This is a genomic window from Aeromonas sp. FDAARGOS 1408 (assembly GCF_019048665.1).
GTDB classification, from domain to species: domain Bacteria; phylum Pseudomonadota; class Gammaproteobacteria; order Enterobacterales; family Aeromonadaceae; genus Aeromonas; species Aeromonas dhakensis.
In genome coordinates this window covers 2,541,190-2,554,829 of record NZ_CP077394.1, presented here as the reverse complement: position 1 = coordinate 2,554,829, position 13,640 = coordinate 2,541,190, and the positions used below count along the sequence as shown (strand labels likewise).

Genomic DNA, 13,640 nt, shown 5'->3' with positions numbered 1-13,640 from the left:
GAAGCTGGTTGCCCTATTTCTGCTGATAGGTGGTGTCAACCAGGGTGACGGGCGGGAAGGGCTGGCCTGCCTTGATGGCGGCCCGGGTCTGCGCCTTGGTCTCTTCATCAATCCAGAACAGACCGCCGTAACTGTAGCCACTGTTGCTGCCGTCCAGCGGCCAGTAGAGCAGTTCGCTCTTGGGCGTCGCCGGCAACTTGGGCAGTTTTATCCAGCGCCAGGCCCCTTCCCGGGTGTAGGGCACCTGATAGGCGGGCACGAAGCTGGCCAGTTCATAGAGTCGCTGCTGGATCTGGCGCGACAGCGCCGCCTTTTTGGCGAAGTCGAACTCCTTGTCGTACTGCTCCACCAGGGCTGTGATGGCGTCGTCATTTATGTTCATGATGTTGTTGGTCTGCGGCTTGTTGGCGTTGACCTTGTGGAAATATTCCCAGTAGGCGGGATAGCGGCTGGTGCTCCAGCCCATCCAGGCGCTCTGGTGTTTCTTCTCCAGCATCGACTTGAAGCCGGCCGAGGCATCCATCAGGTTGAGCTCGAGGTTGAGCCCCGCCTTCTTGGCCTCTTCGCGCAGCAGGGTGAGGCGCTGGGCGTGCTCCGCCGTGGTGTAGGTGATGCTCAGGGTCAGCGGCTGGCCCTTGTCGTTTTGCAGGGTGCCGTCGGGGCCGGGCTTGGTGAAACCGGCCTTGGCGAAGTACTGACGCGCCAGCTCGGGGTCAAACGGGCGGGCCTTGAGCGCCGTGTTGGTGAACTCCCCCTGGCCTGAGCCGTAACTGTTGAGGCGTTGGTAGTCCCCCCGCAGCAGGGTGGTGAGCATCTTGTCGAGGTTGAGGGCATGCTGGATGCCGAGCCGCACATTGAGGTCGCGCAGCAGCGGATCGGCGGTGTTGAGATAGAGCCCCATGGGGGACTGGGGAGTCTGGTTGTAGAACCAGAGTCGCTCGATATAGCCCTGCTCGAACTCAGGCGTCCTGGTCTTGTCGTGCCACCAGTTGGGCATGACCAGCGGGAAGGTATCCAGCTCGCCGCGCAGGAAGTGCTGCCAGGCGATGTTCTGATCCCTGAGCACTTTGAGCTCGATCCGGTCCGGGTTGAAACGGTGCAGGAAGTAGCGCTCGTCATTGCCCCACCAATCCTTGACCCGCTCGAAGGTGACCGACTTGCCCTTCTTCACCTCGCCAAGCTGGTAGGGGCCGGTCACCGGCAGCACCTTCCAGTTGTACTCCTTGACCCAGTCGGCGGTGATCTTGATGGCGTGGCTGGGGGCCGGGGTGAAGGGGAGGGATTCCAGCAGATCCTGGCGACTCTTGGCACTGCCGCTGGAGATGGCCAGGGTGTGGTCGTCAAACTTGGTGACGTCGCTTATCTGGGTGCTGTAGTAGTTGTTGTACCAGGGGTCGTTGATCTCCTTGCTGCGCAGCAGCTTGAGGGTGAACAGCCAGTCATCGGCGGTGACCGGTTGGCCATCCGACCAGCGCGCCTTGGGATTGATGCGCAGATAGAGGGTCTTGTGGTCGGCTCCGAAGGCCCATTCGTTGGCCAGCATGGGCATGGGATTGCCGGTGACGGGGTGGGTACTCAAGAGCGGCAGGTTGGTCTCCCGCACATAGCCGGCGAAGCCGCCGTTGGAGTCCGGACCGTACACCCGCAGGGTCAGCGGAAAACTGGTCATGAAGCCGCGAAAGGTGCCGCCCCGCTTGGCGGCCGGATCCGCGAACACCGGATCCGCGTTGTTGCTCTCCCACTTGAGGTCAGCCGGCAGGGTGGCGCTCCAGCCGTAGTGGCTCAGGCAGAGGGTCAGGGTGATGGCACTGGTGCGCAGAAGGCGCGGGATGATCCGGGGGCCGGCGGTGACTGTCGATGGCATGTCCTTGCTCTCCTGATGGCTGCGTCCTGCAGGCCATGTGTTGATGACGCGAGCCCCGTTGGGGGCTGGATCATCATGAAAAGTTTCTCCGCCCCGGTCAATGGCGACGGGTAAATAAGCGTCAGGCTGCGGTCTGCGATTTGAACCAGCGCAGCCGCCCGCCCAGCAGATGCACCACGAACCCCAGCAGCACCAGGGCCGAACCCAGCCACTGCAAGGGGGTGGGGTGCTCGTCCAGCAACAGGGCCGCCGCCACCATGCCGACGCAGGGCACCAGCAGGGAGAGGGGGGCCACCTGCGCCACCGGGTAGCGCATCAGCAGCCGTCCCCACAGGCCGTAGCCGAGCCAGGTGGCGACAAAGGAGAGATAGAGCACGCACAGGATCCCCTGCCAGCTGATGTTGAGCAGGCTGCTGGCCATCAGCTCAGGCCCCTCGAACAGCCAGGAGAGGGCGAAGAAGGGGAGGATGGGCACCAGCCCGCCCCAGGCGACCAGGCTTGGCAGAGACGTCTTGTAACGCAGGCCGATCTGGCGATTGATGACATTGCCAAGGCCCCAGCAGGCGGCGGCGCAGAGGGTCAGCACGAAGCCGAGCAGGGTGAGATTGCCCTCGCCATGGGTGGCAATGAGGTAGAGCCCGGCCCCCGCCAGCGGCAGGGCCACCCAGTGGTGGGGTTGCCAGCGCTCCCCCAGCCAGATCATGGCGAACAGCAGGGTGAACACCACCTGGGATTGCAGTACCAGCGAGGCCATGCCCGCCGGCATGCCGAACTTCATGGCGCAGAACAGAAAGGAGAACTGCCCCAGGCTGATGGCACCGCCGTAGGCCAGCAGCCAGCGCCAGGGCATGGCGGGTCTGGGGACCAGCAGGATGGCGGGAAAGACCACCCCGACGAAGCGCAGCGCCCCCAGCAGCAGTGGCGGGATCCCCTCCAGCCCCCACTTGATGGCGACGAAGTTGAGCCCCCAGCAGAGGATGACCAGAGCGGCCAGAAACTTGTCCTTGGTGTGCATGTCACGTCCTTGAAAAAGTGGCCCTTGCCAGGCAGTGGCCAAAAGAGGACGAGCATACCCTCGTCTGGGTGGGCGCCGTCAAGCCGCCAGTCGGGGGAGCTACCCGGCAACGGGGGGCAAGGTACTACTCAGGCGGCGACGCAGTGCACTGTGATGCCGCGCGCAGTTAGGGTGGATCGCATGGTGACGGGCAGGGCATCGTCGGTGACCAGCACGCCGATCTGCCCCGGTGTGCCGAGGGGGCTTGGGTGGATGGCGCCGAACTTGCAGCTGTCGGTGATGACCACATTGGTCACCCCCTTGGCCAGTACGCTGTTGACCACATCTGCCCGCATCATGTCGCGGCCGGTGAAGCCCACCTCGGGATGAAAGCCGTCCACCCCGATGAAGGCCTTGGAGAAGTGCACCTGCTCGATGCACAGCCGGGTCAGCGGCCCTACCACGCTCTCGCTCTGATGCTGGAACAGGCCGCCGAGCAGCACCACCTGGGCCTGGGTGTCCCGCAGCAGGTGGGCGATGTAGCTGCTGATGGTGATGATGGTGACCCGCTTGTGCAGCGCCAGGTGGCGGGCCAGCAGGGCGTTGGCGCTGCCCCCCTCGATGAAGACCGTCTCGCCATCCTCCACCAGCTGGGCGGCCCGCTCGGCGAGGCGCTCCTTGAGCAGGTAGTTGATGTTCATCCGGGCGTCGGGGTCGTCGCTCTCCAGCGCCATGGCCGAGCCGTGCACCCGTTTGAGCAATCCCTGTTTTTCGAGGGAAGTCAGGTCGTTGCGCACCGTCACCTCCGAGACCCCGGTACGTTGGGAGAGCTCGCTCACGCTCATCTTGCGGGCCTGATGGACCAGGGTGAGGATCAGTTGGTGGCGTGGGTTCATGGGACCTCGCTGGCTGGCAGTGGATAGCGGCAAGCCACCTCGCGGGTGGCTTGCCGGTCATGATGGGACACAGCTGCCCCTGGTGGGGGCCGTCAGAGACTGTGCTCGGTGCGGGCGATGATATCATCTTGCGCATCGGGGGATAAGGCGGTGAAGAAGGCCGAATAACCGGCCACCCGCACCACCAGATCCCGATACTGGTCGGGATGGGCCTTGGCGGCCAGCAGGGTTTCCCGCGAGACGATGTTGTACTGCACGTGCCACCCCTTGTGCACCTCGAAGAAGGTGCGCAGCAGGCTCATCAGCTTGGCCTTGTCCCGCTCGCTCTCGAGGCTGGCCGGGCTCAGCTTCTGGTTGAGCAGCACCCCGCCGAGGATGGCCGCCGTGGGCAGCTTGCCGAGGGAGTTGAACACCGCCGTGGGGCCGAGGCGATCCGACCCCGATGCTGGGCTGGCCCCTTCCGCCAGCGGGGTGCGGGCGTGGCGGCCATCCGGGGTGGCCATGGTGGCCGCCCCAAACGGCACGTTGGCCGAGATGGAGGAGGTGCCCGCATAGTAGGTGCCGCCGATGGGGCCGCGGCCGAAGCGGGTGTTGTGCAACCCCTTGAGCTCGTCAATGTAGCTCTGGTAGGCCTGCACCAGCAGCAGGTCGACCTCGTCCAGATCGTTGCCGTATTTGGGGGCCGCGTGGGTGAGGCGCTGGCGCAGCTGTTCGCCCTCGAGCCCGGCAAAATCCTGCTCGAGCGCATTGGCCAGCTCGCGCTGATCCACCACCCTCTGCTCGAACACCAGTTTCTTCAGCGCTGCCAGGCTGTTGCCCAGGTTGGCGATCCCCACCTGCAGACCGGAGACCCAGTCATAGACGGCGCCCCCCTGCTTGATGGTCTTGCCGCGCTCAATGCAGTCATCCACCAGGGCGCTGCAGAGGATGTCGTGGGCCTGAGCCTCCAGCACGCTGTCGACCACACAGTCGATCTCGATGGACTTGCGGGTGAAGTAGCGCACCTGCTCGTCCCAGCGGGCCATCACCTCATCGAAGTGGCCGAAGGTGCCGTCCCGCAGTGACTGGGGCTGGGGCAAGAAGACCTTGCCGGTGGTGGCATCGCGGCCGCCATCGAGCGCCGCCAGCAGGATGCGGGCGAAGTTGATGAAGCTCATGCCGGTGCAGCGATAGCCCCACTTGCCGGGCACCGCGGTTTCGATGCAGCCGATGGCGGCGTAGTGGTGGGCATCCTCCTCGCTCACCCCGAGCTTGATGAACTCGGGGATCACCACCTCGTCGTTGTTGAAGGCGGGCATGCCGAAGCCGCAGCGGATCACCTGGATGCAGGCGTCGAGGAAATCCTCGCTCATGCCGGCATGGTAGCGCACCGAGAGGTTGGGCTGGGTGGAGCGCAGCTGGCCGCAGGACTCCAGAATCACGTAGGAGAGGCCGTTGACTGCGTCGTGGGCCTTGCCATCCCGCCAGTTCTGGCCGCCGATGGTGACGTTCTGGTAGAGCGGGCTGCCGGCGGAGGCCTTGGAGTGGGTGCCGGAGCGGATCTTGTTCACCTCCAGCAGCTTGAGCCAGCACCCTTGCAGCAGTTCGATGGCACGGGTGCGCGGCAGGGATTCCGACAATTCCACCTCGCGGCGATACCAGGGGTAGAGGTACTGGTCCATCCGGCCAAACGACACCGAGTGGCCGTTGGACTCGATCTGCAGGATGAGCTGGATGAAGTAGCAGAGCTGCAGCGCCTGCCAGAAGGTCTCGGGTGGCCGGTGGGCGATGTAGGCGCAGTTGAGGGCGATGGTCTCTAGCTCGCAGCGGCGCTCGGGACGCGGCTCCTGCTGCGCCAGTTCGCGGGCCAGCGCGGCGTAACGCTCGATGTGCTGGCTGACGGCATCGAAGGTGATGGCGACGGCCTGCAGGAACTGCTCGCGCTGCAGATCGGCCCAGTCCGCCAGATCGAGCCGGCCGCGCCGCTCGGCCACCCTGGCCTTGAGGCCGTCGAGACCGAGGGCAAGCAGCTGCTCGTAGTTGACCGCGAGGTGGGCATCCCCCGAGGTCATGTTGCCCTCGGCCTTGATGATGCCGCTCTCCAGCAGCCCCTTCTGCTCGTCGGTAAAGAGGCCGTAGCAGCGATCCTGCACCGTCTGGCCGCGCCAGAAGGGGGTGAGGGCGTGGATGGCCAGCTTGTCCGCCTCGCTCACCGCAAAGCCGGCGCCGGGACGATCCGCCAGCTCGTCGATCTCCTTCTCGATCCAGCCCACCGTGTATTCGGGAAAGAGCGGCGCCGCCCGCACCTGACTGGCCTGATTGCCGACGATGAGCTCATCGTGCTTGATCCAGATGGTGCGCTCCTTGAGGTGGTGGGCCAGTGCCAGGGCACGGCGCACCGGCAGCGGTCGGGCCAGGTGGGCCTGATAGGCCTCTGTATAGTGGCGGGCACGCTCGGTGCAGACCGGTGGCTGGACGATGTGGATCAGGCTCTCCTTGTGGGCACGGATCCGCGGGGGCAGGGTGGTGAGGTCGAGCTGGGTCATGGTCTTATCCTCTGGTCATAGGGCTGCGAATGGCTGATGTCATGGGGTCTTTCTAGCCCCGGGTGAGCGGGGTCAGCCCCTGCGCACGGGCACACTCATGGGCAAAGGCGAGCAGTGCCGGGTCATCGAGTGGCTGGAGGGGGGCCTGATAGGGTTGGTCGAGCATGGCGTACTTGCCCGCGCCCAGGGTGTGGTAGGGGAGAAAGTGGATCTCCTGCACGGTGCCGAGGCTGGCGGCGGCCCGGGTGATGGCCTCGATGGAGGCGTGGTCGGCATTGAAGCCGGGGATGAGCGGCACCCGGATCTGCATGGCCACGCCGCGCTCGGCCAGCCGCTTGAGATTGGCCAGGGGCAGGGCGACCTTGCCGCGGGTCCAGTCGAAGAAGCGTTCCTCATCCACCTGCTTGAGATCTGCCAGCAGCAGGTCGAGATGGGGGAGGCTGGGTTCAATCTGGTGCCAGGGCACGTGCAGGCAACTTTCCACCGCGGTATGCAGCCCCTCGGCCTTGCAGCGGGCCAGCAGGCTGGCGGCAAATTCAGGCTGCATGAAGGGCTCGCCGCCGGAGAGGGTGACCCCGCCGCCGCTGCGCTCGAAGAAGGGGCGATCCCGCAGGATGGTGGCCATCAGGGTGTCCAGACTCTCCTCCCGGCCGCACACCTGCAGCGCTTCGCTGGGGCAGAGGCCGCGCAGCCGTTCCACATCCTGATTGCCGAGGGATGAGCGGGTGAGCTGGACACCCTGGCTGTCACGCAAGATTGCCGGGCAGGCGTCGCTGCAGAGCCGGCATCCCTCGATGCATTGGCGCCGGTCGAGTAGTATGTCCGGCTTGGGAGAGCGGCTTTCCGGGTTTTGACACCAGCGACAGGCCAGCGAGCACCCCTTGAGAAACACTAGGGTGCGAATGCCGGGGCCATCGTGAGTTGAATAGCGTTGCAGGTCGAAAATCATACCGCCTCCTTTTGTTTTTGCATTCTATTTTCTTTCGTTCGAAAGTTGATTTGATTTTGATCAACTAAATTGCGGATGTTATCTCGCTAGAATGGCGACAGATTGCACATCCCCTTAAGGAGTCAGAGATGGAGCTTTATCTCGATACTGCCGATGTGGCTGCGGTGCGCCGCTGGTCACGGATCCTGCCGCTGGCCGGCGTCACCACCAACCCGTCCATTACCGCTGCCGGTGGCATGCCGCTGGCCGAGCTGTTGCCTGCCCTGCGGGAGGCGCTGGGTCCCAAGGCGCGGCTGTTTGCCCAGGTGATGGCCAAAACCGAGACCGAGATGGTGCGCGAGGCATTTGCCCTGCGTGAGCTGGACCGGGACCTGGTGATCAAGATCCCGGTATGTGAAGAGGGGCTGGCGGCCATCAAGACCCTGACGGCCAACGGGGTGCCGACCCTGGGCACGGCGGTCTATACCCCGCTGCAGGGCTGGCTGGCGGCGGTGGCGGGGGCCGAATACGTGGCGCCCTACGTCAACCGGCTGGATGCCCAGGGGGGCGATGGCATCGCCACCGTGCAGGAGCTGCAACAGCTGCTGGCGCTGCACGCGCCGCACAGCAAGGTGCTGGCGGCCTCCTTCCGTACCCCGCGCCAGGCCCTCGACTGCCTGCTGGCGGGTTGCCAGTCCATCACATTGCCGCTCGACGTGGCCGAACAGCTGCTGCGGGTGCCGGCGGTGGACGCGGCGCTGGCGAAGTTTGATCAGGATTGGCAGCGGGCGTTTGCCTGAGGCTGTTTGAAGGCAGGATGAAGGGGCGGCTGGCGGACTAAGCTAGAAGAGAGGGCCCGCTGTGGCGGGCCGCTATCGATGGCTGATCGGAGGTGCCCCATGAGCGACCATACCCTGCTGCCCCACGGTGAAGATCTGCGCCGCGCCGTGCGCTGGCTCAGCGAGCACCATCAACACGACATCCGGGCCATCGAAGAGGCCTGCATCCGCTTCGATCTGTCGCCGCTGGATGAGGAGTTCCTCATCCAGCACTGCGCCGAGCGGTCGCGGGAAGGGGGCGCCAACTAGACGAAGTTGGCGAGGTTGATGCCGAACTCCTTGGGATCGACCGTGCTCTCGATGGTCTCCTGCACCCCGTTCTTGGCCAGATCCAGCCACTGCACCTCGAGGTAGTGGCGCTGGGTCCCGTGATAGATCACCTTCACCACCGGTTTGAGCGGCTCATGAGGATTGCGCTGCATGACGATGGCTAGCCGCTGGTTGGAGAGCTGCACCAGGGTACCCACCGGATAGACCCCCATGCACTTGATGAACTTGGTGACCAGCTCGGCATCGAAGTGGTGGTTGATCCCCTTGAGCAGAATGCGAAAGGCCTGGGTCGGCTGCATCCCCTGCTTGTAAACCCGATCCGCGGTGACCGCGTCATAGACATCGACGATGCCGCTCATGCGGGTATAGAGCGAGAGCTGCTCGCCCTTGAGCCGCTGCGGGTAACCGGTGCCGTCGAGCCGCTCGTGATGGTTGGCGGCCACCTCCAGCATGGTGGCGGTGATACCGGGGGTGTTGCTCAGGATCTCGTAGCTGTGCACCACGTGCTGGCGCATGACGGCAAACTCCTCGTCGGTGAGCTTGCCCGGTTTGTTCAGCACCTCGTCCGGGGTCATGATCTTGCCCACGTCGTGCAGCAGGCCGCCCAGGGTCAGCTCCTTGAGCACGCTGCGATCCAGGTCCAGATAACGGCCAAAGTTTGCCAGCAGGATGGCGACGTTCATGGAGTGCTCCATCAGGTAGGCATCCTTGGCGCGAATGCGGGCCAGACAGAGCATGGCGTCGCCGTGGGTGAACATGGTGTCCACCATCTCCTCGGCCACTGCCGCCAGCGGCGTGATGTCGATGGGCTCCCCCGCCTTGAGGTGGCGGATGAACTTGCCCTGCAGCTCGCGAGCCTCCTGATAAAGCCGGCGGATCTTCAGCTCGCGCCCCTCGCCGTTGCCACTGCCGGAGGGACGTTGTGAGCTGGTCGCAGAGACGGCGGGCTGGGGGGAGATGACCTGCTCGATGCCAGGCAGCTTGCTGCGGGCGAGATCGACCCGCACCGTGAGTACGCCGCGCCTGACCAGATCGTTGATCTGCTGACGGGTGGTCACCAGCCCCATCTGGGCAATCTCCATGCCGCCGGTCTGGCTGGTAATGGCGATCACATACATGCCGGGTTGCAGCTGGTTGACGGGGATAACGGGATGAGGAGTGTGCGACTTCATACGGCTTCCTGACATTATTATTATGCGTGACGTTAGGCCCTCTGTTGGCAGTCTAACACCGGCGCCGGGGTTCGTCATGGCGACATGCTGGCAGGCCTTGGCGCTTAGTGCTGGAGTTGTCGGCCCCGGCCGATATAATGACGCCCCTTTCTTGATGGACTCTGAGGTTGTGCATGCGGCTCGATAAATTTCTTTGCGATTGTTCCGACTTGACCCGCTCGCTGGCGGGCAAACTGATCCGGCAGGGAGAGGTGATGGTGGACGGCATCGTGGTCAAGCAGCCCGCCTTCCACATCAACGAGCAGAGCCAGATTGAATTCGACGGCGTCACCCTGACTCTGGATCAGCGCAACCGCTACTTCATGCTGCACAAGCCGGAAGGGTATGTCTGCTCCAACGAGGATCCGGATCACCCCACCGTGTTCTTCCTGATGGACGAGCCGGCCATGGGCAAGCTGCACGTGGTGGGGCGGCTCGATCTCGACACCACAGGTCTGGTACTGGTGACCGATGACGGTCAGTGGTCCCATCGTATCACCTCCCCCCGTCACGAGTGCGCCAAGACCTACCACGTCTGGCTGGCCGATCCGGTCAGTCCGGATGCCATTGCGCTGTTTGCCGAAGGGGTGCTGCTGCGCAGCGAGACCGAGAAGACCCGGCCGGCCCAGCTGGAGATCCTGGGGGAGTGCGAGGCGCGCCTCACCATCCACGAGGGCAAGTACCATCAGGTGAAGCGGATGTTTGCCGCCATCGGCAACAAGGTGGTGGGGCTGCACCGGGAGCGGGTGGGCGATCTGGTGCTGGACGATGATCTGGCGCCGGGCGAATATCGCGAGCTGACCGCCGAGGAAATCGCCCGCTTCTGATCGCCAGGAGTCAGTGGCCGCTGGCGCCCAGCACCAGCACGGTCCCCAGGGTGGCCAGCAGGGTACCGGCCCAGGCGGCGGCGGACGGCCGCTCGCCCGAGTGCCACCACAGCAGCGGCAGCAAGATGACGGGGGTGGTGGAGGAGAGGATGGCCACCATGCCCACATCCCCCTGTCTCAGGGCCACCAGGATCAGCGTCATGCCGAGCGCCATGGCGAGGAATCCGTTGAGGGCTATCATGCCGAAGATGCGACGGTTGATGGGATGCAGCGGCTTGCTCAGTGGCAGCCCGGTCATGCGCAGGGCGCAGTGAGCCAGCAGGGCGCTGCCCATCCTGACGCCGGAGGCGCTCACTGCATCGACGTCGCCGCCCATCATCACCGGTTTGGCGATGATGGCGCCCAGGCTCTGGCAGAGGGCGGCGGTCAGCCCTAGCGCGACCCCGGCTGCCAGGCTGCCCCGTATTTTCTCCCATTCGCTGCCGCTGCTGCGCCGACCAAACAGAATGGCCAGCATGACGCCGACAAACACCAGCATGGCGCCGGCCAGCCGGGAACCGGTCAACTGCTCGTTGAACAGCCAGAGCCCGAGCAGGGCGGAGAACAGCGCATGGCAAGAAAACAGCAGACCGCTGCGACGGGGGCCCAGCCGGTTCATGCAGGCGTAGAGGGCGGTATCGCCGATGAAGATGCCGATGAGGCCCGAGATGGCCAGCAGGGGGAGGGCGCTGCCCGAGAGGGTATGCCAGCCGCCGGTCAAGAGACTCATGCTGCCGAGCATCAGACTGACCAGGCACATCCGCCAGCGGCTGTAGGCAAATGGCCCCAGATGGCGAGCCGGTTTGACGGAAATCAGGGCCGCCACTGCCCATAAACTGGCCGCTGCCAGCGCCAGCCACTCATACCCCATAAAAACTCCTGAAAAAAATAGCCCGAGAGACTCCATCTCTTGGGCAAGCCCGATACAATACGGGGCGTCTTCGGGGATAACAAGCGCGGCATCATGCATTCGTATCCAGGCGCGCCGCCGGCCTTCCCCCTTTCCTGAAATAAGTGCATTGAACGAGGTTTATGTCATGGTTTACCGCTTAGTACGCCGGCCGGCACCACGCTGGCTCTCCCCCTTGCTGCTGGGGCTGCTGCTGACCCCGTCGCTGCAGGCGACCACGGTATCCCAGGATCCCGCGTTGTCGGATCGCCAGACCCTGGTCAAGGGCAATGGCGCCGAGCCCGAATCCCTCGACCCGGCCCAGATCCGCTCCGGCTTCCCCGGTGAAGTGGTGCTGGTGGACCTGTTTGAAGGGTTGGTGAGCGAGGATGGCCAGGGGCGGATCGTGCCGGCCCAGGCCCAGCGCTGGGAGACCAGTGCAGACGGGCTGGTCTGGCGTTTCTTCCTGCGCCCGCAGCTCAAGTGGTCCAACGGCGAGCCGCTCACCGCCGCCGACTTCGTCTATGCCTGGCGCCGTCTGCTGGATCCCGCCCAGGCTTCCCCCTCTGCCGGCCTGCTGCTGGCAACCGGCATCAACAATGCCCAGTCCATCTACGCCGGCGCGCTCGATCTCAACACCCTGGGGGTGGAAGCCGAGAGCGAGCAGATCCTGAAAGTGACGCTGGAGCGGCCGGTTCCCTACTTCCTGCAACTGATAAGCCAGCGCCCCTTCGTACCGGTCAACGAGAAAGCCATCAGCCAGTTCGGCAAGCAGTGGACCCAGCCCGGCAAGCTGGTCAGCAACGGCGCCTACAAGCTGGTGAACTGGGTACCGAACGAGCGCATCGAGGCGGAGCGCAACGTGCAGTACTGGGATGATGCCCATACCCGGATCCAGCGGGTGACCTATCTGCCGCTCGCCTCCCAGCATGCCGAGCGGCTGCGCTACGAGGCGGGGGAGATCCAGCTCACCAACAAGGTGGCGCTGGAGTATTACCAGAAAACCAGGGAGGCAACCCCCGAGCGGATCTGGGGTCTGCCGCTGCTGGGCACCTACCTCTACACCTTCAACCTGCGCCGCCCCGAGCTGCAGGACGTGCGGGTGCGCCAGGCACTGGCCATGACCATCGATCGTCACCTGTTGACCGAGAAGGTCAGCGGGCAGGGTGAGCAACCCGCCTGGTCGTTGCTGCCCGGCATGCCGGGCTATGAGGCGCTGAGTTCCCCCCTGGCCCTGCAGGATCAGCCGACCCGGTTGGCTAAGGCGGCGGCGCTGCTGGCCCAGGCGGGCTATGACAGCCAACATCCCCTCAAGTTGACGCTCACCTACAACACCTCTGAGAATCACAAGAAGCTGGCGCTGGCCGTCGCAGCCATGTGGAAGCCGCTGGGGGTCGAAGTGACGCTCAACAACATGGAGTGGAATGCCTATCAGGTGGCCAAAGACAGCGGCGATTTCATGCTGGCCCGATCCTTCCTGTTCGGGGATTACGTGGAGCCCTCAGCCATGCTCAACAGCTTCCGCTGCCAGGATCCCCAGAACGAGAGCGGTTACTGCAACCCCGCCTTCGACGGCCTGCTGCAACAGGCGGCCGATACCCTGGATGGCAATGCCAGGAGCGGGATCTACCACCAGGCCGAGCAGTTGCTGATGGACGAGATGCCGGTCATTCCCGTCTATCACTACAACCAGATGCGACTGGTGGATCCTACCCTGCGCGGCCTGCCGGTGCAGAACCTGAAGGGGGCGATCGCCACCAAGGATCTCTACTTCAGTCAGCAGTAAGGAGCTTGCCATGAAGATTGCCATTCTTTCCGACCTGCACGGCAGCCTGAGTGCGCTGGAGCAGGTGCTCGACCAGCTCGCCCCCTGGCAGCCGGATCACTATCTGCTGCTCGGTGATCTGCTCAATCACGGCCCGCGCAACCCGGTGCCACCTGGCTATGCTCCCGCGGCCGTGGCCGAGCGGCTCAACGGGCTGGCCTCCCGCATCATGGCGGTGCGTGGCAACTGTGATTCGGAAGTGGATCAGATGCTGCTGGATTTTCCCATCACCGCCCCTTACAACCAGCTGCTGGTGGACGGCCGGCGCTGGTTCGTCAGTCATGGCCATCTCTATCAGCCTGCCGAGGTGCCGCTGCCTGCCGGCAGCCTGTTTATCAGCGGCCACACCCATCTGCCCGTGCTGCAGCGGGAAGGGGAGCTGGTGTTGATGAACCCGGGATCCATCTGTTTTCCACGCGGCAACCTGGCGGCAAGTTATGGCCGCTACGAGGATGGGGTGCTTGGCATTCACGCCTGTGCGGACAGCGAAGTGCTGTTGCAGCTGGCGCTGTAAAAAAGAGAAGAGGGGATGG

Annotated in this window: 12 protein-coding genes; 5 read left to right on the top strand and 7 right to left on the bottom strand. The window is 64.5% G+C overall.

Annotated elements, in window-relative coordinates:
* Positions 1-13: 13 nt before the first annotated feature.
* The 5 genes from I6L38_RS11740 to I6L38_RS11720 form a co-directional block, all read right to left on the bottom strand.
* Positions 14-1,864: an extracellular solute-binding protein gene (locus tag I6L38_RS11740; RefSeq protein ID WP_216988504.1), complete on the bottom strand. Its 1,851-nt coding sequence runs from the start codon at positions 1,862-1,864 to the stop codon at positions 14-16.
* Between the two features lie 121 nt (positions 1,865-1,985).
* Positions 1,986-2,879, bottom strand: coding sequence for an EamA family transporter (locus I6L38_RS11735; protein WP_005302790.1), 894 nt, complete (start codon positions 2,877-2,879; stop codon positions 1,986-1,988).
* Between the two features lie 128 nt (positions 2,880-3,007).
* Positions 3,008-3,754: a DNA-binding transcriptional regulator YciT gene (locus tag I6L38_RS11730; RefSeq protein ID WP_216988503.1), complete on the bottom strand. Its 747-nt coding sequence runs from the start codon at positions 3,752-3,754 to the stop codon at positions 3,008-3,010.
* 92 nt (positions 3,755-3,846) lie between these two features.
* Positions 3,847-6,279 carry a formate C-acetyltransferase/glycerol dehydratase family glycyl radical enzyme gene (locus I6L38_RS11725; RefSeq protein ID WP_216988502.1) on the bottom strand — a complete coding sequence of 811 codons (2,433 nt, stop codon included), beginning with the start codon at positions 6,277-6,279 and terminating at the stop codon, positions 3,847-3,849.
* A gap of 52 nt (positions 6,280-6,331) precedes the next feature.
* Positions 6,332-7,228 carry a glycyl-radical enzyme activating protein gene (locus I6L38_RS11720; protein WP_216988501.1) on the bottom strand — a complete coding sequence of 299 codons (897 nt, stop codon included), beginning with the start codon at positions 7,226-7,228 and terminating at the stop codon, positions 6,332-6,334.
* A 128-nt stretch (positions 7,229-7,356) separates the two neighbouring features.
* On the opposite strand from I6L38_RS11720, the gene fsa reads away from it, so the two are divergent.
* Together fsa and I6L38_RS11710 are read left to right on the top strand one after the other, a co-directional pair.
* On the top strand, positions 7,357-8,007 hold the full coding sequence (fsa, locus tag I6L38_RS11715) for a fructose-6-phosphate aldolase (protein ID WP_005302782.1): 651 nt from the start codon (positions 7,357-7,359) through the stop codon (positions 8,005-8,007).
* Between the two features lie 99 nt (positions 8,008-8,106).
* Positions 8,107-8,295 (top strand): hypothetical protein, encoded by a 189-nt coding sequence (locus I6L38_RS11710; protein WP_123246954.1) that lies wholly within the window; start codon positions 8,107-8,109, stop codon positions 8,293-8,295.
* On the opposite strand, the gene I6L38_RS11705 is transcribed toward I6L38_RS11710, so the two are convergent.
* Positions 8,292-9,488: an HD-GYP domain-containing protein gene (locus I6L38_RS11705; RefSeq protein WP_017765631.1), complete on the bottom strand. Its 1,197-nt coding sequence runs from the start codon at positions 9,486-9,488 to the stop codon at positions 8,292-8,294. The genes I6L38_RS11710 and I6L38_RS11705 overlap by 4 nt on opposite strands.
* Before the next feature lie 173 nt (positions 9,489-9,661).
* Here I6L38_RS11705 and rsuA point away from each other — a divergent pair, with 173 nt between their 5' ends.
* Positions 9,662-10,354, top strand: a complete 693-nt coding sequence (rsuA, locus tag I6L38_RS11700) for a 16S rRNA pseudouridine(516) synthase RsuA (RefSeq protein WP_005302776.1) — start codon at positions 9,662-9,664, stop codon at positions 10,352-10,354.
* A 10-nt stretch (positions 10,355-10,364) separates the two neighbouring features.
* Here the strand turns inward: rsuA and I6L38_RS11695 are convergent, their stop codons facing one another.
* Positions 10,365-11,264: a DMT family transporter gene (locus I6L38_RS11695; protein ID WP_216988500.1), complete on the bottom strand. Its 900-nt coding sequence runs from the start codon at positions 11,262-11,264 to the stop codon at positions 10,365-10,367.
* Positions 11,265-11,430: 166 nt separating this feature from the next.
* Between I6L38_RS11695 and I6L38_RS11690 the strand changes: the two genes are divergently transcribed.
* On the top strand, positions 11,431-13,068 hold the full coding sequence (locus I6L38_RS11690) for a peptide ABC transporter substrate-binding protein (protein ID WP_216988499.1): 1,638 nt from the start codon (positions 11,431-11,433) through the stop codon (positions 13,066-13,068).
* Positions 13,069-13,078: 10 nt separating this feature from the next.
* Positions 13,079-13,621, top strand: a complete 543-nt coding sequence (gene yfcE, locus I6L38_RS11685; protein WP_124250083.1) for a phosphodiesterase — start codon at positions 13,079-13,081, stop codon at positions 13,619-13,621.
* Positions 13,622-13,640 lie beyond the last annotated feature (19 nt).

What these genes read in the sequence shown, in the direction of transcription:
- I6L38_RS11740 (WP_216988504.1), bottom strand. Translation starts at nt 1,864, where the DNA reads ATGCCATCGACAGTCACCGCCGGCCCCCGGATCATCCCGCGCCTTCTG.
- I6L38_RS11735 (WP_005302790.1), bottom strand. Translation starts at nt 2,879, where the DNA reads ATGCACACCAAGGACAAGTTTCTGGCCGCTCTGGTCATCCTCTGCTGG.
- I6L38_RS11730 (WP_216988503.1), bottom strand. Translation starts at nt 3,754, where the DNA reads ATGAACCCACGCCACCAACTGATCCTCACCCTGGTCCATCAGGCCCGC.
- I6L38_RS11725 (WP_216988502.1), bottom strand. Translation starts at nt 6,279, where the DNA reads ATGACCCAGCTCGACCTCACCACCCTGCCCCCGCGGATCCGTGCCCAC.
- I6L38_RS11720 (WP_216988501.1), bottom strand. Translation starts at nt 7,228, where the DNA reads ATGATTTTCGACCTGCAACGCTATTCAACTCACGATGGCCCCGGCATT.
- fsa (WP_005302782.1), top strand. Translation starts at nt 7,357, where the DNA reads ATGGAGCTTTATCTCGATACTGCCGATGTGGCTGCGGTGCGCCGCTGG.
- I6L38_RS11710 (WP_123246954.1), top strand. Translation starts at nt 8,107, where the DNA reads ATGAGCGACCATACCCTGCTGCCCCACGGTGAAGATCTGCGCCGCGCC.
- I6L38_RS11705 (WP_017765631.1), bottom strand. Translation starts at nt 9,488, where the DNA reads ATGAAGTCGCACACTCCTCATCCCGTTATCCCCGTCAACCAGCTGCAA.
- rsuA (WP_005302776.1), top strand. Translation starts at nt 9,662, where the DNA reads ATGCGGCTCGATAAATTTCTTTGCGATTGTTCCGACTTGACCCGCTCG.
- I6L38_RS11695 (WP_216988500.1), bottom strand. Translation starts at nt 11,264, where the DNA reads ATGGGGTATGAGTGGCTGGCGCTGGCAGCGGCCAGTTTATGGGCAGTG.
- I6L38_RS11690 (WP_216988499.1), top strand. Translation starts at nt 11,431, where the DNA reads ATGGTTTACCGCTTAGTACGCCGGCCGGCACCACGCTGGCTCTCCCCC.
- yfcE (WP_124250083.1), top strand. Translation starts at nt 13,079, where the DNA reads ATGAAGATTGCCATTCTTTCCGACCTGCACGGCAGCCTGAGTGCGCTG.